At 56.2% G+C, this 21,883-nt stretch carries 33 protein-coding genes; 1 reads left to right on the top strand and 32 read right to left on the bottom strand.

All coding sequences use genetic code 11. The features are described from left to right. Nucleotides 1-7 precede the first annotated feature (7 nt). Entirely contained in the window at nucleotides 8-1,405 is a 1,398-nt protein-coding gene (locus tag HFK74_RS16670) for an MFS transporter (protein ID WP_180204415.1), read from the bottom strand. Nucleotides 1,406-1,596: 191 nt separating this feature from the next. Here HFK74_RS16670 and uvrA point away from each other — a divergent pair, with 191 nt between their 5' ends. Next, the gene (uvrA, locus tag HFK74_RS16665; RefSeq protein ID WP_180204414.1) at nucleotides 1,597-4,431 is read left to right on the top strand and encodes an excinuclease ABC subunit UvrA; all 2,835 of its coding nucleotides are present in this window, start codon (nucleotides 1,597-1,599) and stop codon (nucleotides 4,429-4,431) included. 66 nt (nucleotides 4,432-4,497) lie between these two features. Here the strand turns inward: uvrA and bfr are convergent, their stop codons facing one another. The 31 genes from bfr to tuf all read right to left on the bottom strand — a co-directional run bounded on the left by bfr (nucleotide 4,498) and on the right by tuf (nucleotide 21,855). Next, the gene (bfr, locus tag HFK74_RS16660; protein ID WP_007970123.1) at nucleotides 4,498-4,962 is read right to left on the bottom strand and encodes a bacterioferritin; all 465 of its coding nucleotides are present in this window, start codon (nucleotides 4,960-4,962) and stop codon (nucleotides 4,498-4,500) included. 149 nt (nucleotides 4,963-5,111) lie between these two features. Continuing rightward, nucleotides 5,112-6,566 (bottom strand): catalase, encoded by a 1,455-nt coding sequence (locus HFK74_RS16655; RefSeq protein ID WP_180204413.1) that lies wholly within the window; start codon nucleotides 6,564-6,566, stop codon nucleotides 5,112-5,114. 238 nt (nucleotides 6,567-6,804) lie between these two features. Then, the gene (gene rplQ, locus HFK74_RS16650) at nucleotides 6,805-7,191 is read right to left on the bottom strand and encodes a 50S ribosomal protein L17 (RefSeq protein ID WP_007970429.1); all 387 of its coding nucleotides are present in this window, start codon (nucleotides 7,189-7,191) and stop codon (nucleotides 6,805-6,807) included. A 42-nt stretch (nucleotides 7,192-7,233) separates the two neighbouring features. After that, nucleotides 7,234-8,235, bottom strand: coding sequence for a DNA-directed RNA polymerase subunit alpha (gene rpoA / locus HFK74_RS16645; RefSeq protein WP_007970428.1), 1,002 nt, complete (start codon nucleotides 8,233-8,235; stop codon nucleotides 7,234-7,236). A 22-nt stretch (nucleotides 8,236-8,257) separates the two neighbouring features. Beyond that, nucleotides 8,258-8,878, bottom strand: coding sequence for a 30S ribosomal protein S4 (gene rpsD / locus HFK74_RS16640; protein WP_003176404.1), 621 nt, complete (start codon nucleotides 8,876-8,878; stop codon nucleotides 8,258-8,260). An 18-nt stretch (nucleotides 8,879-8,896) separates the two neighbouring features. Beyond that, the gene (rpsK, locus tag HFK74_RS16635) at nucleotides 8,897-9,286 is read right to left on the bottom strand and encodes a 30S ribosomal protein S11 (RefSeq protein ID WP_002555466.1); all 390 of its coding nucleotides are present in this window, start codon (nucleotides 9,284-9,286) and stop codon (nucleotides 8,897-8,899) included. Between the two features lie 30 nt (nucleotides 9,287-9,316). Further along, a complete protein-coding gene (gene rpsM / locus HFK74_RS16630; RefSeq protein ID WP_009045849.1) occupies nucleotides 9,317-9,673 on the bottom strand; it encodes a 30S ribosomal protein S13 in 357 nt (118 codons plus the stop codon). 129 nt (nucleotides 9,674-9,802) lie between these two features. After that, entirely contained in the window at nucleotides 9,803-9,919 is a 117-nt protein-coding gene (gene rpmJ, locus HFK74_RS16625; RefSeq protein ID WP_002555468.1) for a 50S ribosomal protein L36, read from the bottom strand. 24 nt (nucleotides 9,920-9,943) lie between these two features. Further along, on the bottom strand, nucleotides 9,944-11,272 hold the full coding sequence (gene secY / locus HFK74_RS16620; protein WP_003228718.1) for a preprotein translocase subunit SecY: 1,329 nt from the start codon (nucleotides 11,270-11,272) through the stop codon (nucleotides 9,944-9,946). Further along, complete coding sequence (gene rplO, locus HFK74_RS16615) at nucleotides 11,273-11,710, bottom strand: 50S ribosomal protein L15 (protein ID WP_003228720.1); 438 nt, start codon at nucleotides 11,708-11,710, stop codon at nucleotides 11,273-11,275. A gap of 3 nt (nucleotides 11,711-11,713) precedes the next feature. Continuing rightward, nucleotides 11,714-11,890 (bottom strand): 50S ribosomal protein L30, encoded by a 177-nt coding sequence (gene rpmD, locus HFK74_RS16610; RefSeq protein WP_003176408.1) that lies wholly within the window; start codon nucleotides 11,888-11,890, stop codon nucleotides 11,714-11,716. Nucleotides 11,891-11,892: 2 nt separating this feature from the next. Next, a complete protein-coding gene (rpsE, locus tag HFK74_RS16605; protein ID WP_003186035.1) occupies nucleotides 11,893-12,393 on the bottom strand; it encodes a 30S ribosomal protein S5 in 501 nt (166 codons plus the stop codon). A 3-nt stretch (nucleotides 12,394-12,396) separates the two neighbouring features. After that, on the bottom strand, nucleotides 12,397-12,747 hold the full coding sequence (gene rplR, locus HFK74_RS16600) for a 50S ribosomal protein L18 (RefSeq protein ID WP_003186037.1): 351 nt from the start codon (nucleotides 12,745-12,747) through the stop codon (nucleotides 12,397-12,399). Nucleotides 12,748-12,757: 10 nt separating this feature from the next. Continuing rightward, the gene (gene rplF / locus HFK74_RS16595; RefSeq protein WP_003176412.1) at nucleotides 12,758-13,291 is read right to left on the bottom strand and encodes a 50S ribosomal protein L6; all 534 of its coding nucleotides are present in this window, start codon (nucleotides 13,289-13,291) and stop codon (nucleotides 12,758-12,760) included. A gap of 12 nt (nucleotides 13,292-13,303) precedes the next feature. Next, nucleotides 13,304-13,696 carry a 30S ribosomal protein S8 gene (rpsH, locus tag HFK74_RS16590; protein ID WP_008065722.1) on the bottom strand — a complete coding sequence of 131 codons (393 nt, stop codon included), beginning with the start codon at nucleotides 13,694-13,696 and terminating at the stop codon, nucleotides 13,304-13,306. 209 nt (nucleotides 13,697-13,905) lie between these two features. Beyond that, nucleotides 13,906-14,211, bottom strand: a complete 306-nt coding sequence (gene rpsN / locus HFK74_RS16585; protein WP_003176414.1) for a 30S ribosomal protein S14 — start codon at nucleotides 14,209-14,211, stop codon at nucleotides 13,906-13,908. Nucleotides 14,212-14,224: 13 nt separating this feature from the next. Next, the gene (gene rplE / locus HFK74_RS16580; protein ID WP_003210069.1) at nucleotides 14,225-14,764 is read right to left on the bottom strand and encodes a 50S ribosomal protein L5; all 540 of its coding nucleotides are present in this window, start codon (nucleotides 14,762-14,764) and stop codon (nucleotides 14,225-14,227) included. 20 nt (nucleotides 14,765-14,784) lie between these two features. Continuing rightward, the gene (gene rplX, locus HFK74_RS16575; RefSeq protein ID WP_003186046.1) at nucleotides 14,785-15,099 is read right to left on the bottom strand and encodes a 50S ribosomal protein L24; all 315 of its coding nucleotides are present in this window, start codon (nucleotides 15,097-15,099) and stop codon (nucleotides 14,785-14,787) included. 11 nt (nucleotides 15,100-15,110) lie between these two features. Beyond that, nucleotides 15,111-15,479, bottom strand: a complete 369-nt coding sequence (gene rplN / locus HFK74_RS16570) for a 50S ribosomal protein L14 (protein ID WP_002555479.1) — start codon at nucleotides 15,477-15,479, stop codon at nucleotides 15,111-15,113. 23 nt (nucleotides 15,480-15,502) lie between these two features. After that, nucleotides 15,503-15,769, bottom strand: coding sequence for a 30S ribosomal protein S17 (gene rpsQ, locus HFK74_RS16565; RefSeq protein ID WP_003176419.1), 267 nt, complete (start codon nucleotides 15,767-15,769; stop codon nucleotides 15,503-15,505). Nucleotides 15,770-15,771: 2 nt separating this feature from the next. After that, nucleotides 15,772-15,963 carry a 50S ribosomal protein L29 gene (rpmC, locus tag HFK74_RS16560; protein ID WP_002555481.1) on the bottom strand — a complete coding sequence of 64 codons (192 nt, stop codon included), beginning with the start codon at nucleotides 15,961-15,963 and terminating at the stop codon, nucleotides 15,772-15,774. After that, complete coding sequence (gene rplP, locus HFK74_RS16555; RefSeq protein ID WP_003228729.1) at nucleotides 15,963-16,376, bottom strand: 50S ribosomal protein L16; 414 nt, start codon at nucleotides 16,374-16,376, stop codon at nucleotides 15,963-15,965. The genes rpmC and rplP overlap by 1 nt, the downstream gene beginning before the upstream one ends. Before the next feature lie 12 nt (nucleotides 16,377-16,388). Further along, nucleotides 16,389-17,075 (bottom strand): 30S ribosomal protein S3, encoded by a 687-nt coding sequence (gene rpsC / locus HFK74_RS16550; protein WP_008065719.1) that lies wholly within the window; start codon nucleotides 17,073-17,075, stop codon nucleotides 16,389-16,391. Nucleotides 17,076-17,088: 13 nt separating this feature from the next. Beyond that, a complete protein-coding gene (rplV, locus tag HFK74_RS16545; protein ID WP_003103908.1) occupies nucleotides 17,089-17,421 on the bottom strand; it encodes a 50S ribosomal protein L22 in 333 nt (110 codons plus the stop codon). An 11-nt stretch (nucleotides 17,422-17,432) separates the two neighbouring features. Next, a complete protein-coding gene (gene rpsS / locus HFK74_RS16540; RefSeq protein ID WP_002555486.1) occupies nucleotides 17,433-17,708 on the bottom strand; it encodes a 30S ribosomal protein S19 in 276 nt (91 codons plus the stop codon). A 16-nt stretch (nucleotides 17,709-17,724) separates the two neighbouring features. Continuing rightward, a complete protein-coding gene (gene rplB / locus HFK74_RS16535) occupies nucleotides 17,725-18,549 on the bottom strand; it encodes a 50S ribosomal protein L2 (RefSeq protein WP_003186055.1) in 825 nt (274 codons plus the stop codon). A 14-nt stretch (nucleotides 18,550-18,563) separates the two neighbouring features. Further along, entirely contained in the window at nucleotides 18,564-18,863 is a 300-nt protein-coding gene (rplW, locus tag HFK74_RS16530) for a 50S ribosomal protein L23 (RefSeq protein WP_002555488.1), read from the bottom strand. After that, nucleotides 18,860-19,462, bottom strand: a complete 603-nt coding sequence (rplD, locus tag HFK74_RS16525; protein ID WP_003228735.1) for a 50S ribosomal protein L4 — start codon at nucleotides 19,460-19,462, stop codon at nucleotides 18,860-18,862. Before rplD ends, rplW begins: the two co-directional genes overlap by 4 nt. Nucleotides 19,463-19,474: 12 nt before the next feature. Then, complete coding sequence (gene rplC, locus HFK74_RS16520; protein WP_003186059.1) at nucleotides 19,475-20,110, bottom strand: 50S ribosomal protein L3; 636 nt, start codon at nucleotides 20,108-20,110, stop codon at nucleotides 19,475-19,477. An 80-nt stretch (nucleotides 20,111-20,190) separates the two neighbouring features. Continuing rightward, a complete protein-coding gene (gene rpsJ, locus HFK74_RS16515; protein ID WP_003186070.1) occupies nucleotides 20,191-20,502 on the bottom strand; it encodes a 30S ribosomal protein S10 in 312 nt (103 codons plus the stop codon). A 159-nt stretch (nucleotides 20,503-20,661) separates the two neighbouring features. After that, nucleotides 20,662-21,855 (bottom strand): elongation factor Tu, encoded by a 1,194-nt coding sequence (gene tuf / locus HFK74_RS16510; RefSeq protein WP_008065716.1) that lies wholly within the window; start codon nucleotides 21,853-21,855, stop codon nucleotides 20,662-20,664. Between the last annotated feature and the right edge of the window lie 28 nt (nucleotides 21,856-21,883).

The following is a 21,883-nucleotide window of genomic DNA, read 5'->3' as shown; positions in this document are numbered from 1 at the left end:
CGTTCTCCTAGGCTACGCACGCTGCCCCGGCCGGGTTGTTCACCAGGCTTTCAAGGGTGGTGCGATCCAATAGTTCGGTGTCCAATTTGATGTAAATCGCCGCTTCGTCTGCGACTATCACTGCATCTGTTACCCCTACGACGGCCTTCAGGCGCTCGACCAGGCCCGCTTCGCGGATCGCTTCGGGCGACAATGGCAAGCGCAGGCTTGTCACGTAGGGAGGTTCACGCATGGTAACAGCAAAGGCCAGCCAGAGGGCAGCCAGACCGGCGCATCCAAGGAACACAACCGACAGACCGCCATGCTGGAACAGCCAGCCACCGAGTATGCCGCCCAGTGCCGAGCCGAGGAACTGACTGGTGGAGTAGACCCCCATCGCCGTGCCCTTGCCGCCCGCCGGTGAAACCTTGCTGATCAGCGACGGCAACGAAGCTTCCAGCAGATTGAAGGCGGTGAAAAACACCACGGTACCAATCACCAGAGCCCGCAAGCTGTCGCCGAACTGCCAGAAGAATAGCTCAGTGAGCATCAGCGTCACGACGGCGCCGAGCAAAACTCGTTTCATTTTGCGTCGCTTCTCGCCGTAGATGATGAACGGGATCATGGCGAAGAAGGAAATCAGCAGCGCGGTCAGGTACACCCACCAATGCTGCTCCTTCGGCAGCCCGGCTTTTTCGACCAGCGCCAGCGGCAAGGCAACGAAACTCGACATCAGCATCGCGTGCAACACGAAGATACCAAGATCCAGGCGCAGCAGGTCCGGGTGCTTGAGCGTCGGGATCAGCGCCTGGCGCGCAACGCCGGATTCACGGTGCTGCAACGGCCCCGTGGAGCGCGGCACCATGAACATCACAATGACGATGCCAATCAGCGCCATGCCACCGGTGGCGAGGAACAATCCGGACAGCCCGAAAGCACGGGTCAGCAACGGCCCTACTACCATGGCGATAGCAAACGACAGGCCGATCGTCATGCCGATCATGGCCATGGCCTTGGTCCGGTGCTGTTCGCGGGTCAGGTCTGAAAGCAGTGCCATGACCGCCGCGGAAATCGCCCCGGCACCTTGCAGGATGCGCCCGGCGATCACGCCCCAGATCGAGTCGGCGTTAGCCGCCAGGACGCTGCCGAGGGCGAAGACGATCAGCCCGAGGTAAATCACCGGACGACGGCCGATGCGGTCGGAAATGAAACCGAAGGGAATCTGGAAAATCGCCTGGGTCAGGCCGTAAGCGCCAATCGCCAGCCCGATCAGGGCCGGGGTCGCTCCTGCCAGGTCCATGCCATAGGTCGCCAGGACCGGCAACACCATGAACATGCCAAGCATACGGAAGGCGAACACCAGGGCCAGACCGCTTGCCGCGCGGGTCTCGCTGCCACTCATGCGTTCGCTGTGGGGATCGTGCATGGAAAAACCTCATGTGAACCGGCGGCGATTCTACCAGTCCCATCGATTGGCAGGGTATATCGCGACGCTTTGCCGCGTGTAGATGACAGAGCTTTCATGTAAGGCAGCAATTGCAACATTCGATAGTGTGCATCCATCCAGTATTTGGCCGTATACTCCTACGTTTTCGACGCCCGCCGAGCGAGGCCACCTTGGACAAGATCCTGATTCGTGGGGCTCGAACCCACAACCTGAAGAACATCGACCTGACCCTGCCACGGGACAAGCTGATCGTCATCACCGGCCTGTCCGGCTCGGGCAAGTCGTCCCTGGCTTTCGACACGTTGTACGCCGAAGGCCAGCGCCGTTATGTCGAGTCGCTGTCGGCCTACGCCCGGCAATTCCTGTCGATGATGGAAAAACCTGACGTCGACACCATTGAGGGCCTGTCGCCGGCGATTTCCATCGAACAGAAGTCGACCTCGCACAACCCGCGTTCTACCGTCGGCACCATCACCGAAATCTACGACTACCTGCGCCTGCTTTATGCACGCGTGGGCATTCCGCGCTGCCCGGATCACGACATTCCCCTGGAGGCGCAGACCGTCAGCCAGATGGTCGACCTGGTCCTTGCCCAACCGGAGGGCAGCAAGCTCATGCTGCTGGCCCCGGTCATTCGCGAGCGCAAAGGTGAGCACCTTTCAGTCTTTGAAGAACTGCGCGCTCAAGGGTTCGTCCGTGCCCGGATCAACGGCAAGCTGTATGAACTGGACGAAGCGCCGAAGCTAGATAAGCAGAAAAAACACACCATCGATGTGGTGGTCGACCGCTTCAAGGTCCGCGCCGATCTGCAACAGCGCCTGGCCGAATCCTTCGAGACCGCGCTGAAACTGGCAGACGGCATCGCCCTGGTGGCGCCGATGGACGACGAGCCCGGCGAAGAGATGATCTTCTCCGCGCGCTTCGCCTGCCCAATTTGCGGGCATGCCATCAGCGAACTCGAACCCAAGCTGTTTTCCTTCAACAACCCGGCCGGCGCCTGCCCGACCTGCGATGGCCTGGGGGTGAAGCAATTCTTCGACATTAAGCGCCTGGTCAATGGTGAGCTGACCCTGGCCGAAGGCGCGATACGCGGCTGGGACCGGCGCAACGTCTATTACTTCCAGATGCTCGGCTCGCTGGCCTCCCACTACAAATTCAGCCTGGAAGTGCCGTTCAACGAACTGCCGGCCGATCAGCAGAAGAGCATCCTGCACGGCAGCGGTTCGCAGAACGTCGATTTCAAATACCTGAATGACCGGGGCGATATCGTCAAGCGCTCGCACCCGTTCGAAGGCATCGTGCCGAACCTGGAACGTCGCTATCGTGAAACCGAGTCGGCCTCGGTGCGCGAAGAGCTGGCCAAGTTCCTCAGTACCCAGTCCTGCCCCGATTGCCGCGGTACCCGCCTGCGTCGCGAGGCGCGGCATGTGTGGGTCGGCGAGAAGACCCTGCCGGCGGTGACCAACCTGCCGATCGGCGATGCCTGCGATTATTTCGAAGGCATGAAGCTGACTGGCCGCCGCGGCGAGATTGCCGACAAGATCCTCAAGGAAATTCGCGAACGCCTGCAGTTCCTGGTCAACGTCGGTCTCGATTATCTGTCGCTGGATCGCAGCGCAGACACCCTGTCCGGTGGTGAGGCCCAGCGCATCCGCCTGGCCAGCCAGATCGGCGCCGGGCTGGTCGGCGTCCTGTACATTCTCGACGAACCCTCGATCGGCCTGCACCAGCGTGATAACGACCGGTTGCTTGGCACCCTGAAACACCTGCGGGACATCGGCAACACGGTGATCGTGGTAGAGCACGATGAAGACGCGATTCGCCTGGCCGACTATGTAGTGGATATCGGCCCGGGCGCAGGGGTTCACGGCGGGCACATCGTCGCCGAAGGTACGCCCGCCGAGGTGATGGCGCATCCCGACTCCCTGACTGGCAAGTACCTGTCGGGCCGAGTGAAGATCGCGGTGCCGGCCAAGCGTACGCCGCGCAACAAGAAGCTGTCGCTGACGCTAAAGGGCGCCCGTGGCAACAACCTGCGCAACGTCGATCTGGATATCCCTATCGGCCTGCTGACCTGCGTGACCGGTGTGTCCGGCTCAGGCAAGTCGACGCTGATCAACAACACGCTCTTTCCGTTGAGCGCTACGGCGCTCAACGGTGCAACCACCCTGGAAGCGGCTGCTCATGACAGCATCAAGGGCCTGGAGCACCTGGATAAGGTCGTCGACATCGACCAGAGCCCCATCGGCCGTACGCCACGCTCCAACCCGGCCACCTACACCGGCCTGTTCACCCCGATTCGCGAGCTGTTTGCCGGTGTGCCGGAGTCCCGCTCGCGCGGTTATGGCCCGGGGCGCTTCTCCTTCAACGTGAAGGGCGGGCGCTGCGAAGCCTGCCAGGGTGATGGCCTTATCAAGGTGGAAATGCACTTCCTGCCGGATATCTATGTGCCGTGCGATGTGTGCAAGAGCAAGCGCTACAACCGCGAAACCCTCGAGATCAAATACAAGGGCAAGAGCATCCATGAAACCCTCGAGATGACCATCGAGGAAGCCCGGGAGTTCTTCGATGCGGTACCGGCCCTGGCGCGCAAGCTGCAGACACTCATGGACGTAGGCCTGTCGTACATCAAGCTGGGACAGTCGGCGACCACGCTGTCCGGTGGCGAGGCCCAGCGGGTCAAGCTGTCTCGTGAGCTGTCCAAGCGCGACACTGGCAAGACCCTGTACATCCTTGATGAGCCGACCACCGGCCTGCACTTTGCGGACATCCAGCAACTACTGGACGTGTTGCACCGACTGCGCGACCACGGCAATACGGTGGTGGTGATCGAGCACAACCTCGATGTCATCAAGACCGCTGACTGGCTGGTGGACCTGGGCCCGGAGGGTGGTTCCAAGGGCGGGCAGATCATTGCCGTCGGCACACCGGAAGAAGTCTCGGAGATGAAGCAATCCCATACCGGTTACTACCTCAAGCCCCTGCTGGAGCGTGACCGGGCTTGACCGGGGCTCCACGAAAAAGCCCCTGTCACTTCATCGGTGACAGGGGCTTTTTTGTATTCGCAGCAATCAGGCGTGGGATTGCAGGTAATTCTCGAGACCGATCAACTTGATCAGGCCCAACTGCTTTTCCAGCCAGTAGGTGTGATCTTCTTCGGTGTCATGTAACTGGACCCGCAGCATTTCGCGGCTGACATAGTCCTTGTGCTGCTCGCAGAGCTTGATGCCCTTGCACAGAGCAGCCCGCACCTTGTATTCCAGGCGCAAGTCCGCTTCGAGCATTTCTGTCACCGTGGTGCCGACATCCAGATCGTCCGGACGCATGCGCGGCGTGCCTTCGAGCATCAGGATCCGACGCATCAATGCATCAGCGTGCCCGGCTTCTTCTTCCATCTCGTGGTTGATTCGTTCGTAGAGCTTGGTGAAACCCCAGTCCTCATACATCCGCGAGTGGACGAAATATTGATCACGCGCGGCCAGTTCGCCGGTCAGCAACGTGTTGAGGTAATCGATAACGTCTGGGTGGCCTTGCATCGCCCTACATCTCCCTGCTTTAAAGTCTGTAGTTTGAACCAACGTGGCCATAACGTCACTCGAAAGACGCAATAAAAGCCAAGATATTCTGAGAAAAGCAGGTTAAATAACGCAAAAACCGCCCAAATAAGGGCGGTTCTGCTTCTCATTTAGACTTCGTTAAGCTGTACGTTGAGCAGCGTTGCGAGTGCTTCTCCATACGCCGGATCGGCCTTGAAGAAATGCTGCAACTGACGGTCGACGACGTCGCTTGAAACTCCCGCCATGGCACCTGCAATGTTGTTGACCAGCAGCGCTTTCTGCTCATCACTCATCAGACGGAACAGGGCGCCAGCGTGGCTGTAGTAGTCCGTGTCTTCACGATGGTCGTAGCGATCTGCCGCACCACTTAATGCCAGCGCGGGATCAGCATAACGGGGCGCCTGCTTTGGCGACTCGATATAGCTGTTGGGCTCGTAGTTTGGGGCCGCACCACCATTGCTGCCAAAAGCCATCGAGCCATCGCGCTGATAGGTGCTAACCGGGCTGCGCGGCGCATTCACCGGCAACTGCTGGTGATTGGTGCCGACACGGTAGCGGTGCGCATCAGCGTAAGCGAACACGCGACCTTGCAGCATGCGATCGGGCGACAGACCTACACCGGGCACCATGTTGCTTGGGCCGAATGCGGCTTGTTCGACCTCGGCGAAGTAGTTCAGTGGATTTCGATTGAGTTCCAACTCACCGACTTCGATCAACGGAAACTCCTTCTGTGACCAGGTCTTGGTCACGTCGAACGGGTTCTCGTAGTGCGCTGCAGCCTGAGCCTCGGTCATGATCTGGATGCACACACGCCATTTCGGGAAGTCACCGCGCTCGATGGCTTCGAACAAGTCGCGCTGGGCGTAATCCGGATCGGTACCTGCCAGGCGCGCCGCCTCTGCAGGTGCGAGATTCTTGATCCCTTGCTGGGTCTTGTAGTGCCATTTCACCCAATGACGCTCGCCTGTGGCGCTGATCAGGCTGTAGGTGTGGCTGCCGAAGCCGTGCATGTGACGGTAGCCGTCAGGAATGCCCCGGTCGGAGAACAGAATGGTGACCTGGTGCAACGCTTCCGGAGAGTGCGACCAGAAGTCCCACATTGCCTGGGCGCTTTTGAGGTTGCTTTGCGGCAGACGTTTTTGGGTGTGGATAAAGTCCGGGAATTTGAGTGGATCGCGGATGAAGAATACCGGCGTGTTGTTGCCGACAATGTCCCAGTTGCCTTCTTCGGTGTAGAACTTCAGCGCGAAGCCACGAGGATCACGCTCGGTATCCGCCGAACCGCGCTCGCCACCGACAGTAGAGAATCGCAGGAAGGTTGGCGTTTGCTTGCCGACCGCCTCAAACAGCTTGGCGCTGGTGTATTGGGTGATATCTCGAGTAACGGTAAACGTACCGTAAGCACCCGAGCCCTTGGCGTGCACACGACGCTCCGGGATGTTTTCACGGTTGAAGTGGGCCAGCTTCTCGATCAGGTGAAAATCGTCGAGCAGCAATGGGCCGCGAGGACCGGCGGAGCGAGAATTCTGGTTGTCGGCGACAGGAGCGCCACTGGCGGTTGTAAGCGTGTTGTTTTGGCTCATGTGATCTTCCTTCCTCTGTCGGTCTTGAACTGCCGGCTAATCGGCTGAGAAGGAGTATTGATCATCGATGTGACACCTACAAATTCATTAACCTGCAAGCATCGATAGAAAATTACTAATTATCATCTCCGCCCCATGATGACCACTTGAAGCGGTTAAAAGCTTGTACGCAGCGCGCTTTACTTACAGGCACAAAAAACCGGGCACTAGGCCCGGTTTTTTGTTTCAGACTGACGTCTTACTCGGCGGATACAGCTTCGCCAGCAGTAGCACGATCAACCAACTCGACGTACGCCATAGGCGCGTTGTCGCCAGCGCGGAAACCGCACTTGAGGATGCGCAGGTAGCCACCCTCACGGGTAGCGTAACGCTTGCCCAGGTCGTTGAAGAGCTTACCAACGATAGCTTTCGAACGAGTACGGTCGAAAGCCAGACGACGGTTAGCAACGCTGTCTGTCTTGGCCAAAGTGATCAGCGGCTCGGCAACGCGGCGCAGTTCTTTAGCTTTTGGCAGAGTAGTTTTGATCAGCTCGTGCTCGAACAGCGACACCGCCATGTTTTGGAACATGGCCTTGCGGTGCGAGCTGGTGCGGCTCAGGTGACGACCACTTTTACGATGACGCATGGTTCATTCCTTACCAAACACTACGTTCGGTGATTACGACGATCAGGCAGTCGCCTTGTCGTCCTTCTTAAGACTTGCAGGCGGCCAGTTGTCGAGGCGCATGCCGAGGGACAGACCGCGGGAGGCCAGAACGTCCTTGATTTCAGTCAAGGATTTCTTGCCCAGGTTCGGAGTCTTCAACAGCTCTACTTCGGTACGCTGAATCAGGTCGCCGATGTAGTAGATGTTTTCCGCCTTAAGGCAGTTAGCCGAACGTACAGTCAGTTCCAGATCGTCAACCGGGCGAAGCAGGATCGGATCGATCTCGTCTTCCTGCTCGACAACCACTGGCTCACTGTCACCTTTGAGGTCGACGAACGCAGCCAACTGCTGTTGCAGGATGGTTGCAGCACGACGGATAGCCTCTTCAGGATCCAGGGTACCGTTGGTTTCCAGATCAATAACCAGCTTGTCCAGGTTAGTACGCTGTTCGACACGGGCGTTTTCCACCACGTATGCGATACGGCGAACCGGGCTGAACGAAGAGTCAAGCTGCAAGCGACCGATGCTGCGGCTTTCGTCTTCATCGCTCTGACGCGAGTCTGCCGGTTCATAACCACGACCACGAGCTACTACGAGCTTCATGTTCAGGGCGCCGTTAGACGCCAGGTTAGCGATTACGTGATCGGGATTAACGATCTCGACATCATGATCCAGCTGAATATCGGCAGCGGTAACCACCCCCGAACCCTTCTTCGACAAGGTCAGCGTAACTTCGTCACGGCCGTGCAGCTTGATAGCCAGACCTTTAAGGTTCAACAGGATTTCAATTACGTCTTCCTGTACACCTTCGATGGCGCTGTACTCGTGGAGCACACCGTCAATCTCGGCCTCGACTACTGCACAGCCGGGCATTGAGGACAACAGGATGCGGCGCAGCGCGTTGCCCAGGGTGTGGCCAAAGCCACGCTCGAGAGGCTCGAGCGTGATCTTGGCGCGGGTTGGACTGACAACTTGCACATCAATATGGCGAGGTGTCAGGAACTCATTTACCGAAATCTGCATGGATGCACCTATTTTCTAGCCCTTACTTGGAGTAGAGCTCGACAATCAGGCTTTCGTTGATGTCGGCGGACAGATCACTGCGAGCTGGAACGTTCTTGAAAACGCCCGACTTCTTCTCAGTGTCTACTTCTACCCATTCTACGCGGCCACGTTGGGCACACAGATCGAGAGCTTGGACAATGCGAAGTTGGTTTTTTGCTTTCTCGCGAACAGCAACCACGTCACCAGCACGAACCTGGTAGGACGGAACGTTAACGGTCTGACCGTTTACGCTGATCGACTTGTGCGATACCAGCTGACGGGATTCGGCACGAGTCGAACCAAAGCCCATACGGTATACAACGTTGTCCAGACGGCATTCGAGCAGTTGCAGCAGGTTTTCACCGGTTGCACCTTTCTTGCCAGCAGCTTCTTTGTAGTAGCCGCTGAACTGACGCTCGAGAACGCCGTAGATACGACGGACCTTCTGCTTTTCACGCAGTTGGGTGCCGTAGTCGGACTGGCGACCGCGGCGTTGGCCGTGGATACCAGGTGCTGCTTCAATGTTGCACTTCGATTCGATCGCGCGCACGCCGCTCTTCAGGAAGAGATCGGTGCCTTCGCGACGAGCGAGTTTGCATTTTGGACCAATGTAACGAGCCATTCTTTACAATCTCCTGGATTACACGCGGCGCTTCTTCGGCGGACGGCACCCGTTGTGCGGGATTGGCGTCACGTCGGTGATGCTGGCGATCTTATAGCCACAGCCGTTCAATGCACGGACAGCAGACTCACGACCTGGACCTGGACCTTTGACGTTTACGTCGAGGTTTTTCAGGCCATATTCCAGCGCAGCTTGACCAGCACGTTCAGCAGCTACTTGAGCAGCAAACGGGGTGGACTTGCGGGAACCGCGGAAACCCGAACCACCGGAGGTAGCCCAAGAAAGCGCGTTACCTTGACGGTCGGTGATGGTCACGATGGTGTTGTTAAAAGAAGCATGGATGTGGGCGATGCCATCAACCACTGTCTTTTTAACTTTTTTACGAGGACGAGCAGCAGGTTTTGCCATGATTAATTTCCTGTCGATTCGCGTGGGCGATTACTTGCGGATCGGCTTACGCGGACCTTTACGGGTACGCGCGTTAGTCTTGGTACGCTGACCGCGTACTGGAAGACCACGACGATGACGCAGACCACGGTAGCAACCGAGGTCCATCAAACGCTTGATTTTCATGTTGATTTCGCGACGCAGGTCACCTTCAGTGGTGAACTTCGCCACTTCGCCACGCAACTGCTCAATCTGCTCGTCGCTCAGATCTTTGATCTTTGCGGCTGGGTTTACCCCAGTCTCTGCGCAAATTTTCTGCGCAGTAGTGCGACCAACACCATAGATGTAGGTCAGCGAGATAACAGTGTGCTTGTTATCTGGAATGTTAACGCCTGCAATACGGGCCATTCAGTGGGACTCCAATTGACAGCTACCTACGCCCCGGAAGCCAAGAAATAGGGCGCGAGATAATATCGCTGTAATAACAAATAATCAACCCGGCAGCGCACTAGCTGCCGGGCTTCAAGCAGATCACACTCAGCCTTGGCGCTGTTTGTGACGCGGTTCCGCGCTGCAAATTACTCGAACAACACCTTCGCGGCGAATAATCTTGCAGTTACGGCACAGCTTTTTCACCGATGCACGAACTTTCATCACCAACTCCTCGAACCTTATGGGTCAGCGCAGCATGCCGCTGCCGTAACCCTTCAGGTTGGCTTTCTTCATCAGGGATTCGTACTGGTGCGAAACGAGGTGCGATTGTACTTGGGACATGAAGTCCATCACAACCACGACGACGATCAGCAACGAGGTCCCGCCAAGGTAGAACGGAACGTTGGCTGCAACCACCAGGAACTGGGGCAACAGGCACACGGCCGTCATGTAAAGAGCACCGAACATGGTCAAGCGAGTCAGAACGCCATCAATGTAGCGCGCAGACTGCTCACCTGGACGGATGCCCGGAATAAAGGCACCGGACTTCTTCAGGTTTTCCGCTACGTCTTTCGGATTGAACATCAACGCCGTATAGAAGAAGCAGAAGAAAATAATCCCTGCACTAAACAGCAGAATATTCAACGGCTGACCAGGAGCGATCGACTGCGAGATGTCCTGCAACCAGCCCATACCTTCAGACTGACCGAACCAGGCACCCAACGAAGCCGGAAACAGCAAAATGCTGCTCGCGAAAATAGCCGGAATAACACCGGCCATGTTCACCTTCAGCGGCAAGTGGCTTGTCTGTGCAGCGAAGACCTTGCGGCCCTGCTGACGCTTGGCGTAGTGAACAGCAATACGACGCTGACCACGCTCAATGAACACCACGAAACCGATAATCGCTACTGCCAGCAAACCGATGGCAACCAGGGCGAAGATGTTGATATCACCCTGACGCGCAGACTCGAAAGACTGCCCGATCGCTCTCGGAAGACCGGCGACGATACCCGAAAAAATCAACATCGAGATACCGTTGCCAACACCACGCTCAGTAATCTGCTCACCCAGCCACATCATGAACATCGCACCAGCCACAAATGTGGATACCGCGACGAAATGGAAGCCAAAGTCACCAGTGAACGCAACGCCCTGCCCCGCCAGACCAATGGACATGCCAATGGCCTGGACGAGAGCTAGGACGACAGTGCCGTAGCGGGTGTACTGGCTGATCTTGCGACGGCCAGCTTCACCTTCCTTCTTCAACTGCTCCAGCTGCGGGCTGACGGCGGTCATCAGTTGCATGATGATCGATGCCGAAATGTACGGCATGATCCCCAGTGCAAAGATGCTCATCCGCTCCAGCGCGCCGCCGGAAAACATGTTGAACAAGCTAAGAATGGTCCCCTCATTCTGTCGAAACAGGTCCGCGAGTCGGTCCGGGTTGATACCTGGAACCGGGATGTGTGCGCCTATTCGGTAGACGATAATCGCCAGGAACAGAAAACGCAGACGAGCCCAGAGTTCAGACATACCGCCTTTGCCGAGCGCAGAGAGAGCACCTTGCTTAGCCATTTATTCCTCGAACTTGCCGCCAGCTGCTTCGATAGCCGCACGCGCACCTTTGGTGGCGCCGATTCCCTTGCCGATAGTGACAGCGCGAGTCACTTCACCGGACAGCATGATTTTCACACGCTGTACGTTGACGTTGATCACGTTGGCATCTTTCAGGGACTGCACGGTGACGATGTCGCCTTCCACTTTAGCCAGCTCGGACAGACGCACTTCTGCGCGGTCCATGGCCTTCAGGGAAACGAAACCGAACTTCGGCAGGCGACGATGCAGCGGCTGTTGACCGCCTTCAAAGCCTGGAGCAATGGTGCCACCGGAGCGGGAGGTCTGACCTTTGTGACCACGGCCACCAGTCTTACCCAAACCACTACCGATACCACGGCCCGGACGATGCTTTTCGCGACGGGAACCCGGCGCTGGACTCAGATCATTGAGTTTCATCGATTAACCCTCGACACGCAGCATGTAGTAAGCCTTGTTGATCATCCCGCGATTCTCGGGAGTATCCTGGACTTCTACAGTGTGACCGATGCGACGCAGACCCAGACCCTTAACGCACAGTTTGTGGTTAGGGATGCGGCCGGTCATGCTTTTGATCAGCGTAACTTTAACGGTAGCCATGATCAGAAGATCTCCTTGACGCTTTTGCCACGCTTGGCAGCGATGGACTCAGGAGACTGCATTGCTTTCAAACCCTTGAAAGTGGCGTGAACCACGTTTACCGGGTTAGTCGAGCCGTAGCACTTGGCCAGAACGTTCTGAACGCCAGCAACTTCGAGAACGGCACGCATTGCGCCGCCAGCGATGATACCGGTACCTTCAGAAGCAGGCTGCATGTACACCTTCGAAGCGCCATGGGCGGACTTCATTGCGTACTGCAGGGTGGTGCCGTTCAGATCAACCTGGATCATGTTGCGGCGAGCAGCTTCCATTGCCTTCTGGATCGCAGCAGGCACTTCACGCGACTTGCCACGGCCGAAGCCAACACGCCCTTTACCATCACCAACCACGGTCAACGCGGTGAAAGTGAAGATACGGCCGCCTTTAACGGTTTTGGCTACGCGGTTAACTTGAACCAGCTTCTCGATGTAGCCTTCGTCGCGCTTTTGGTCGTTATTTGACATAACTTAGAACTCCAGCCCAGCTTCACGAGCAGCATCAGCCAGCGCTTTAACGCGGCCGTGGTACTTGAAGCCAGAGCGGTCGAAAGCCACCTGCGAGACGCCAGCGGCCTTAGCACGCGTAGCGACCAGCTGGCCAACCTTAGTGGCCGCGTCGATGTTGCCAGTGGCGCCATCACGCAGTTCTTTATCCAAAGTCGAGGCGCTTGCCAGGACTTTGTTGCCGTCGGCCGAAATGACCTGGGCGTAGATGTGCTGCGAAGAGCGGAACACGCAGAGACGCACGACTTCGAGTTCGTGCATTTTCAGGCGTGCTTTGCGAGCGCGACGCAGTCGAGTAACTTTTTTGTCGGTCATTTGCTATGCCCTACTTCTTCTTGGCTTCTTTACGACGGACGACTTCGTCCGCGTAGCGCACACCTTTGCCTTTGTACGGCTCTGGTGGACGGAAGTCGCGGATCTCGGCGGCCACTTGACCTACCAGCTGCTTGTCGATGCCCTTGATCAGGATATCGGTCTGGCTAGGAGTCTCAGCGGTGATGCCTTCCGGCAGTTCGTAATCCACTGGATGCGAGAAGCCAAGAGCCAGGTTCAGCACTGTGCCTTTTGCTTGCGCTTTGTAACCAACACCGACCAGCTGGAGCTTGCGCTCGAAGCCTTGGCTTACGCCTTGGACCATGTTGTTTACCAACGCACGAGTGGTACCAGCCATTGCGCGAGTTTGTTGATCGCCATTGCGAGCAGCGAAACGCAGCTCACCAGCTTCTTCAACGATCTCAACGGACGAATGGATGTTCAGTTCGAGAGTGCCCTTGGCACCCTTCACCGAAAGCTGTTGGCCTGCGAATTTTACTTCGACGCCGGCTGGCAGCTTAACGGGGTTCTTAGCGACGCGAGACATGCTTATCCCCCCTTAGAACACAGTGCAAAGAACTTCGCCGCCGACACCGGCAGCGCGCGCAGCACGATCAGTCATCACACCCTTGTTGGTGGAGACGATAGACACACCGAGACCGCCACGTACTTTTGGCAGATCATCGACGGACTTGTACTGACGCAGGCCTGGACGGCTAACGCGCTTCACTTCTTCGATAACCGGACGGCCTTCGAAGTATTTCAGCTCGATAGACAGCAGTGGTTTTGTTTCGCTGCTGATCTGATAACCCGCGATGTAACCTTCGTCCTTCAGGACTTTGGCAACAGCTACCTTCAACGTGGAAGATGGCATGCTTACGACGGACTTTTCAGCCATCTGGGCATTACGGATTCGAGTTAGCATGTCCGCTAACGGGTCCTGCATACTCATGGGCTAGACGCTCCTAATACAGAAAAATTAGCCTTGCGGCTACTACGTGTCGCCGAGAATCTCCGGGCATAAAAAACACGGGCTCAGGCGAGCCGGGTATTCTAGACACACCCCAGAAATGAATCAAGCCCCAAAAGGGGCTTGATCCAGATTCAAGGCCACCGGTGGTCAGGTTCTTGCGAACCCTCGCACCGAGACTTTGACAGTACTTACCAGCTGGCTTTAACCAGACCTGGTACGTCACCACGCATTGCCGCTTCACGCAGTTTGTTACGGCCAAGGCCGAACTTGCGGTAAACGCCGTGTGGACGACCGGTCAGGCGGCAGCGGTTACGCATGCGCGAAGCGCTTGCGTCACGTGGCTGCTTCTGCAGGGCAACTGTAGCTTCCCAACGCGCTTCTGGACTTGCGTTCAGATCAACGATGATAGCTTTCAGTGCTGCACGCTTCTTGGCGTACTTGGCAACCGTGAGCTGACGCTTCAGCTCGCGGTTTTTCATGCTCATCTTGGCCATGGTCCTACTCCAATCAGTTGCGGAACGGGAATTTGAACGCACGCAGCAGAGCGCGGCCTTCATCATCGTTCTTGGCAGTGGTGGTCAGGGTGATGTCCAGACCGCGGAGAGCATCGATCTTGTCGTAGTCGATTTCCGGGAAGATGATCTGCTCTTTCACGCCCATGCTGTAGTTGCCACGACCATCGAAGGACTTGGCATTCAGGCCGCGGAAGTCGCGAACCCGAGGCAGGGAGATCGACAGCAGACGATCCAGGAACTCGTACATACGCTCACGGCGCAGGGTCACTTTGACGCCGATCGGCCAACCTTCACGGACTTTAAAGCCAGCGATGGATTTGCGAGCGTAGGTCACAACGACTTTCTGGCCGGTGATCTTTTCCAGGTCAGCAACAGCGTGCTCGATGACTTTTTTGTCGCCGATCGCTTCGCCCAGACCCATGTTCAGGGTGATTTTGGTAACGCGCGGAACTTCCATCACGTTCGAAAGCTTAAGTTCTTCCTTAAGTTTCGGAGCGATTTCCTTCCGGTAAATCTCTTTTAGTCGTGCCATGGTCTTCTACCTAGCAGTGTTCAAGCATCAACCGCTTTTTGGGTCGACTTGAAGACACGAATTTTCTTACCGTCTTCTACTTTGAAACCAACGCGGTCAGCCTTGTTGGTTTCGCCGTTGAAGATGGCTACGTTAGAAGCGTGCAGTGGCGCTTCTTTCTCGACGATACCGCCTTGTACGCCCGACATCGGGTTAGGCTTGGTATGACGCTTGACCAGGTTCAGACCACCAACAACCAGACGGTTGTCAGCAAGAACCTTCAGCACCTTACCGCGCTTACCTTTGTCTTTGCCGGCGATCACGATGATCTCGTCGTCACGACGAATCTTTTGCATGTCGGATCTCCTTACAGCACTTCTGGGGCGAGCGAGACGATCTTCATGAACTTCTCAGTACGAAGTTCACGGGTCACTGGCCCAAAGATACGGGTGCCGATCGGCTCTTGCTTGTTGTTCAGAAGAACAGCAGCGTTGCCATCAAAGCGGATAATGGAGCCATCAGCACGACGTACGCCGTGACGAGTGCGGACTACAACAGCAGTCATCACTTGGCCTTTTTTCACTTTACCGCGAGGAATTGCTTCCTTGACGGTAACTTTGATGATGTCACCGATACCAGCGTAACGACGATGGGAGCCACCCAGCACCTTGATGCACATAACGCGGCGTGCGCCGCTGTTATCGGCCACATCGAGCATGGATTGAGTCTGAATCATATAATTTCTCCGACCCCTAGTCCTTAGACTTCCACAGCGCGTTCGAGAACATCAACCAGCGCCCAAGACTTGGTCTTGGCCAAAGGACGAGTTTCACGAATAGTGACTTTGTCGCCGATGTGGCACTGATTGGTTTCGTCGTGCGCGTGCAGCTTAGTCGAACGCTTAACGTATTTACCGTAGATCGGGTGCTTAACGCGACGCTCGATCAGAACGGTGATGGTTTTGTCCATCTTGTCGCTGACAACACGGCCAGTCAGCGTACGGACAGTTTTTTCGGCTTCAGCCATGATTACTTACCTGCCTGCTGGTTGAGCACAGTCTTCACGCGAGCGATGTCACGCTTAACTTGCGAGAGCAGATGAGACTGCCCCAACTGGCCAGTTGCTTTCTGCATACGCAGATTGAACTGGTCGCGCAGCAAGCCGAGCAGTTGCTCGTTCAGCTGCTGTGCGGATTTTTCACGAAGTTCATTCGCTTTCATCACATCACCGTCCGTTTAACAAAGGAGGTGGCGAGCGGCAGCTTTGCAGCAGCCAGGGCGAAAGCCTCACGCGCCAGCTCTTCAGAAACACCCTCGATTTCATACAGGACTTTGCCTGGCTGAATCTGGGCAACCCAGTATTCCACGTTACCCTTACCTTTACCCATCCGAACCTCGAGAGGTTTTTTGGAGATCGGCTTGTCCGGGAATACACGGATCCAGATCTTGCCACCACGTTTTACGTGACGGGTCAGAGCACGACGCGCTGACTCGATCTGACGAGCGGTGAGACGACCACGAGCTACAGACTTCAGCGCGAACTCGCCGAAGCTGACTTTGCTACCGCGCAGTGCCAGACCACGGTTGTGGCCGGTCATCTGCTTGCGGAACTTCGTACGCTTTGGTTGCAACATTTGGCGTACCCCTTACTTAGCAGCTTTTTTACGAGGCGCTGGTGCTTGTGGTTTCAGTTCTTCTTGGCGACCACCAATTACTTCGCCTTTGAAGATCCAAACCTTTACACCGATCACACCGTAGGTGGTGTGAGCTTCGTAGTTGGCATAGTCGATGTCGGCACGCAGGGTGTGCAATGGCACACGACCTTCGCGATACCATTCAGTACGTGCGATTTCAGCACCGCCGAGACGACCGCTCACTTGGATTTTGATGCCTTTGGCACCAATGCGCATGGCGTTCTGTACAGCGCGCTTCATAGCGCGACGGAACATTACGCGACGCTCCAGCTGCTGAGCTACGCTCTGCGCAACCAGCATACCGTCGAGCTCCGGCTTGCGGATCTCTTCGATATTGATGTGCACAGGCACACCCATTTGCTTGGTCAGGTCCTGACGCAGTTTCTCAACATCTTCACCTTTCTTCCCGATAACGATACCTGGACGAGCGGTGTGGATGGTGATGCGTGCAGTTTGAGCCGGACGATGGATATCGATACGGCTTACGGACGCGCTTTTTAGTTTGTCTTGGAGATACTCACGCACCTTCAGATCTGCGAGCAAATAGTCCGCATAAGTCCGACCGTCTGCGTACCAGACGGAGGTGTGCTCCTTGACGATTCCCAGGCGAATGCCAATGGGATGTACTTTCTGACCCATCTCTTCGACTCCGTTACTTGTCAGCAACCTTGACAGTGATATGGCAAGACCGCTTGACGATGCGATCAGCACGGCCTTTGGCACGTGGCATGATGCGCTTCAGCGAACGCCCTTCGTTGACGAAAACGGTGCTGACCTTCAGGTCATCAACGTCTGCGCCTTCGTTATGCTCGGCGTTGGCTACGGCCGACTCCAGCACTTTCTTCATGATCTCGGCGGCTTTCTTACTGCTGAAAGCCAACAGGTTGAGCGCTTCGCCCACCTTCTTCCCGCGGATCTGGTCGGCGACCAAGCGGGCTTTCTGGGCGGAGATTCGAGCGCCCGACAACTTAGCGGCTACTTCCATTTCCTAACCCCTTAACGCTTGGCTTTCTTGTCTGCCACGTGCCCGCGATAAGTGCGGGTACCGGCGAACTCGCCCAGTTTGTGGCCGACCATGTCTTCGTTCACGAGAACTGGGACGTGCTGACGACCGTTGTGTACTGCGATGGTCAAACCGACCATTTGTGGCAGGATCATCGAACGACGCGACCAGGTTTTCACCGGTTTGCGATCGTTCTTTTCCGCCGCCACTTCGATCTTCTTCAGTAGGTGAAGATCGATAAAAGGACCTTTTTTCAGAGAACGTGGCACTGTCGTATCCCTCTATTTACTTGCGACGACGGACGATCATTTTGTCGGTACGCTTATTACCACGAGTCTTCGCGCCCTTAGTCGGGAAGCCCCATGGCGATACCGGATGACGACCACCAGAGGTACGACCTTCACCACCACCATGTGGGTGGTCAACCGGGTTCATGGCAACACCACGAACGGTTGGGCGAACGCCACGCCAGCGTTTGGCACCAGCTTTACCCAGCGAACGCAGGCTGTGCTCGGAGTTCGAGACTTCGCCCAGGGTCGCACGGCATTCAGCCAGGACTTTACGCATCTCACCGGAACGCAGACGCAGGGTAACGTACACGCCTTCACGAGCGATCAGCTGAGCCGAAGCACCAGCGGAACGAGCGATCTGTGCGCCTTTACCTGGCTTCAATTCGATGCCGTGTACGGTGCTACCAACTGGAATGTTACGCAGTTGCAGAGCGTTGCCCGGCTTGATCGGTGCCAGAGCACCTGCGATCAGCTGGTCGCCAGCGCTCACGCCTTTAGGGGCGATGATGTAGCGACGCTCGCCATCTGCGTACAGCAGCAGAGCGATGTGAGCAGTACGGTTTGGATCGTATTCGATACGCTCGACAGTGGCAGCGATGCCATCTTTGTCGTTGCGACGGAAGTCGACCAGACGATAATGCTGCTTATGACCACCACCGATGTGACGAGTGGTAATACGGCCATTGTTGTTACGACCACCAGACTTCGACTTCTTCTCGAGCAGCGGTGCGTGAGGAGCGCCTTTATGCAGCTCCTGGTTGACCACCTTGACCACAAAACGGCGGCCAGGGGAAGTCGGTTTGCATTTAACGATTGCCATGATGCACCCCTTCCTTACTCAGCACTGCTGCTGAAATCGAGATCTTGGCCTGGCTGAAGGGAGATAACTGCCTTCTTCCAGTCATTACGCTTGCCCAGACCGCGAGCAGTGCGCTTGCTCTTACCCAGAACGTTCAGGGTAGTAACACGCTCTACTTTCACGCTGAACAGGCTTTCGACGGCCTTCTTGATTTCCAGCTTGGTTGCATCAGTAGCAACCTTGAAAACGAACTGGCCTTTCTTGTCTGCCAGAACCGTAGCCTTCTCGGAAACGTGCGGGCCAAGCAGAACTTTAAATACGCGTTCCTGGTTCATCCCAGCAGCTCCTCGAATTTCTTCACGGCCGACACGGTGATCAACACCTTGTCGTATGCGATCAGACTAACTGGATCGGAACCTTGCACGTCACGTACATCTACGTGTGGCAGGTTGCGAGCAGCCAGGTACAGGTTCTGATCAACAGCGTCCGACACGATCAGAACGTCGGTCAGGCTCATGTTGTTCAGTTTGCCCAGCAGGTCTTTGGTTTTCGGCGTTTCAACGGCGAAATCCTGAACCACGACCAGACGATCAGTACGCACCAGCTCAGCAAGGATGGAACGCATTGCTGCGCGATACATCTTCTTGTTCAGCTTCTGGGAGTGATCCTGAGGACGAGCTGCGAAAGTGGTACCGCCGCCACGCCAGATTGGGCTACGGATAGTACCGGCACGAGCACGGCCAGTACCTTTCTGACGCCATGGGCGCTTACCGCCACCACGAACGTCGGAACGGGTCTTTTGCTGCTTGGAACCCTGACGACCGCCAGCCATGTAGGCTACGACTGCTTGGTGAACCAGCGTCTCGTTGAATTCGCCGCCAAATGTCAGTTCGGAAACTTCGATCGCTTGAGCGTCATTTACATTTAATTGCATGTCAGCTTCCCCTTAACCGCGAGCCTTGGCTGCTGGACGTACAACCAAGTTGCCGCCAGTAGCGCCAGGAACAGCGCCCTTGACCAACAACAGATTGCGTTCAGCGTCCACGCGCACTACTTCGAGGGACTGCACGGTCACGCGCTCAGCGCCCATATGACCGGACATTTTTTTGCCCTTGAATACACGACCAGGAGTCTGGCACTGGCCGATAGAGCCTGGAACGCGGTGGGATACGGAGTTACCGTGGGTGTTATCTTGCCCGCGGAAATTCCAACGCTTGATCGTACCCTGGAAGCCTTTACCTTTGGACTGACCGGTTACATCAACCAGTTGACCAGCGGCGAAGATTTCAGCGTTGATCAGATCGCCGGCCTGGTACTCGCCTTCTTCAAGGCGGAATTCCATTACGGTACGACCAGCGGCAACGTTCGCTTTAGCGAAGTGGCCAGCCTGAGCTGCTGTTACACGCGAAGCACGACGCTCGCCGACAGTGACTTGCACTGCACGATAGCCATCGGTCTCTTCAGTTTTGAACTGGGTGACGCGATTCGGTTCGATCTCAATGACCGTGACCGGAATGGAGACACCTTCTTCGGTGAAAATACGGGTCATACCGCATTTACGACCGACTACACCAATAGTCATGTTGTAAACCTCATGAGTGTACGGGGCTTTCACCCGCTATGGCCGCCCATTTCAGAGCGTTACACGACTAAGACCGAGTCTTAGCCGAGGCTGATCTGCACTTCCACACCGGCCGCAAGATCAAGCTTCATAAGTGCATCAACGGTTTTATCCGTTGGCTGGACGATGTCCAGAACGCGCTTATGAGTACGGATCTCGTACTGGTCACGCGCGTCTTTGTTGACGTGCGGGGAGACCAGAACGGTGAACCGCTCTTTACGGGTAGGCAGTGGAATTGGACCACGCACTTGAGCACCAGTACGTTTCGCGGTTTCCACGATTTCCTGGGTGGATTGGTCGATCAGGCGATGGTCAAAAGCCTTCAACCTGATACGGATTTGCTGATTTTGCATTGGATTTCAGACTCCGGCTGCTATTCCCACCGGGCGCAATACGCCCGTTAAAAGGAGGCGCAATTCTATAGACGCCCCAGATAGGTGTCAACCCAATAAAAAAGGCCCCCGCTGAGCGGGGGCCTTTTCAAAGCATCGAAGCTATCTCAAAAGAGAAGCTTACTCGATGATTTTAGCTACAACGCCAGCACCAACGGTACGGCCGCCTTCACGGATAGCGAAGCGCAGACCGTCTTCCATTGCGATGGTTTTGATCAGGGTAACAGTCATCTGAATGTTGTCACCTGGCATTACCATTTCAACGCCTTCTGGCAGCTCGCAGTTACCGGTCACGTCAGTAGTACGGAAGTAGAACTGTGGACGGTAGCCTTTGAAGAACGGAGTGTGACGACCGCCTTCTTCCTTGCTCAGAACGTAAACTTCTGCGGTGAACTTGGTGTGCGGCTTAACCGAACCTGGCTTAACCAGAACCTGGCCACGCTCAACGTCGTCACGCTTGGTACCACGCAGCAGAACGCCGCAGTTCTCGCCAGCACGACCTTCGTCGAGCAGCTTACGGAACATCTCAACACCGGTGCAGGTGGTGGTGGTGGTGTCACGCAGACCAACGATTTCCAGTGCATCTTGAACGCGAACGATACCGCGCTCGATACGACCAGTCACAACAGTACCACGACCCGAGATCGAGAATACGTCTTCGATTGGCATCAGGAATGGCTTGTCGATAGCACGCTCTGGCTCTGGGATGTAGGTGTCCAGAGTCTCAACCAGCTTACGAACGGCAGTGGTGCCCATTTCGTTGTCGTCTTTGCCTTCCAGCGCCATACGAGCCGAACCGATGATGATCGGAGTGTCGTCGCCTGGGAAGTCATAGGTGGACAGCAGGTCGCGAACTTCCATCTCAACCAGTTCCAGCAGCTCAGCGTCGTCTACCAGGTCAGCCTTGTTCAGGAAAACCACGATGTACGGAACGCCTACCTGACGGGACAGCAGGATGTGCTCACGGGTTTGTGGCATCGGACCATCAGCGGCCGAGCAAACCAGGATCGCGCCGTCCATCTGGGCAGCACCGGTGATCATGTTCTTCACGTAGTCAGCGTGACCTGGGCAGTCAACGTGAGCGTAGTGACGAATGTTCGAGTTGTACTCGACGTGCGCGGTGTTGATGGTGATACCGCGAGCTTTTTCTTCTGGCGCGCTGTCGATTTTATCGAATTCAACTACGGCCGAACCGAAAACTTCGGAGCAGACGCGAGTCAGAGCTGCGGTCAGAGTGGTTTTACCGTGGTCAACGTGACCGATGGTGCCAACGTTGACGTGCGGTAGGGAACGATCAAATTTTTCTTTAGCCACGACAATTAACTCCTTGCCTAAAGGACTG

This window comes from Pseudomonas sp. SbOxS1 (genome assembly GCF_013416725.1).
Lineage (GTDB): Bacteria > Pseudomonadota > Gammaproteobacteria > Pseudomonadales > Pseudomonadaceae > Aquipseudomonas.
The sequence above is the reverse complement of the archived record's forward strand: the minus strand, read 5'-3'. Positions and strand labels throughout refer to the sequence as shown.

Bases quoted from the DNA above. Each gene is read 5' to 3' on its own strand.
- HFK74_RS16670 (WP_180204415.1), bottom strand. From the start codon at position 1,405: ATGCACGATCCCCACAGCGAACGCATGAGTGGCAGCGAGACCCGCGCG.
- bfr (WP_007970123.1), bottom strand. From the start codon at position 4,962: ATGCAAGGCCACCCAGACGTTATCGATTACCTCAACACGTTGCTGACC.
- HFK74_RS16655 (WP_180204413.1), bottom strand. From the start codon at position 6,566: ATGAGCCAAAACAACACGCTTACAACCGCCAGTGGCGCTCCTGTCGCC.
- rplQ (WP_007970429.1), bottom strand. From the start codon at position 7,191: ATGCGTCATCGTAAAAGTGGTCGTCACCTGAGCCGCACCAGCTCGCAC.
- rpoA (WP_007970428.1), bottom strand. From the start codon at position 8,235: ATGCAGATTTCGGTAAATGAGTTCCTGACACCTCGCCATATTGATGTG.
- rpsD (WP_003176404.1), bottom strand. From the start codon at position 8,878: ATGGCTCGTTACATTGGTCCAAAATGCAAACTCGCTCGTCGCGAAGGC.
- rpsK (WP_002555466.1), bottom strand. From the start codon at position 9,286: ATGGCAAAACCTGCTGCTCGTCCTCGTAAAAAAGTTAAAAAGACAGTG.
- rpsM (WP_009045849.1), bottom strand. From the start codon at position 9,673: ATGGCCCGTATTGCAGGCGTTAACATTCCAGATAACAAGCACACTGTT.
- rpmJ (WP_002555468.1), bottom strand. From the start codon at position 9,919: ATGAAAGTTCGTGCATCGGTGAAAAAGCTGTGCCGTAACTGCAAGATT.
- secY (WP_003228718.1), bottom strand. From the start codon at position 11,272: ATGGCTAAGCAAGGTGCTCTCTCTGCGCTCGGCAAAGGCGGTATGTCT.
- rplO (WP_003228720.1), bottom strand. From the start codon at position 11,710: ATGAAACTCAATGATCTGAGTCCAGCGCCGGGTTCCCGTCGCGAAAAG.
- rpmD (WP_003176408.1), bottom strand. From the start codon at position 11,890: ATGGCTACCGTTAAAGTTACGCTGATCAAAAGCATGACCGGCCGCATC.
- rpsE (WP_003186035.1), bottom strand. From the start codon at position 12,393: ATGTCAAATAACGACCAAAAGCGCGACGAAGGCTACATCGAGAAGCTG.
- rplR (WP_003186037.1), bottom strand. From the start codon at position 12,747: ATGACCGACAAAAAAGTTACTCGACTGCGTCGCGCTCGCAAAGCACGC.
- rplF (WP_003176412.1), bottom strand. From the start codon at position 13,291: ATGTCTCGCGTCGCTAAGAACCCCGTTAAGCTGCCAGCCGGCGTCGAA.
- rpsH (WP_008065722.1), bottom strand. From the start codon at position 13,696: ATGAGTATGCAGGACCCGTTAGCGGACATGCTAACTCGAATCCGTAAT.
- rpsN (WP_003176414.1), bottom strand. From the start codon at position 14,211: ATGGCCAAGATGAGCATGAAAAACCGCGAGCTGAAGCGTCAGCTCACG.
- rplE (WP_003210069.1), bottom strand. From the start codon at position 14,764: ATGGCACGACTAAAAGAGATTTACCGGAAGGAAATCGCTCCGAAACTT.
- rplX (WP_003186046.1), bottom strand. From the start codon at position 15,099: ATGCAAAAGATTCGTCGTGACGACGAGATCATCGTGATCGCCGGCAAA.
- rplN (WP_002555479.1), bottom strand. From the start codon at position 15,479: ATGATTCAGACTCAATCCATGCTCGATGTGGCCGATAACAGCGGCGCA.
- rpsQ (WP_003176419.1), bottom strand. From the start codon at position 15,769: ATGGCTGAAGCCGAAAAAACTGTCCGTACGCTGACTGGCCGTGTTGTC.
- rpmC (WP_002555481.1), bottom strand. From the start codon at position 15,963: ATGAAAGCGAATGAACTTCGTGAAAAATCCGCACAGCAGCTGAACGAG.
- rplP (WP_003228729.1), bottom strand. From the start codon at position 16,376: ATGTTGCAACCAAAGCGTACGAAGTTCCGCAAGCAGATGACCGGCCAC.
- rpsC (WP_008065719.1), bottom strand. From the start codon at position 17,075: ATGGGTCAGAAAGTACATCCCATTGGCATTCGCCTGGGAATCGTCAAG.
- rplV (WP_003103908.1), bottom strand. From the start codon at position 17,421: ATGGAAGTAGCCGCTAAGTTGTCGGGCGCTCGAATCTCCGCCCAGAAA.
- rplB (WP_003186055.1), bottom strand. From the start codon at position 18,549: ATGGCAATCGTTAAATGCAAACCGACTTCCCCTGGCCGCCGTTTTGTG.
- rplW (WP_002555488.1), bottom strand. From the start codon at position 18,863: ATGAACCAGGAACGCGTATTTAAAGTTCTGCTTGGCCCGCACGTTTCC.
- rplD (WP_003228735.1), bottom strand. From the start codon at position 19,462: ATGCAATTAAATGTAAATGACGCTCAAGCGATCGAAGTTTCCGAACTG.
- rplC (WP_003186059.1), bottom strand. From the start codon at position 20,110: ATGACTATTGGTGTAGTCGGTCGTAAATGCGGTATGACCCGTATTTTC.
- rpsJ (WP_003186070.1), bottom strand. From the start codon at position 20,502: ATGCAAAATCAGCAAATCCGTATCAGGTTGAAGGCTTTTGACCATCGC.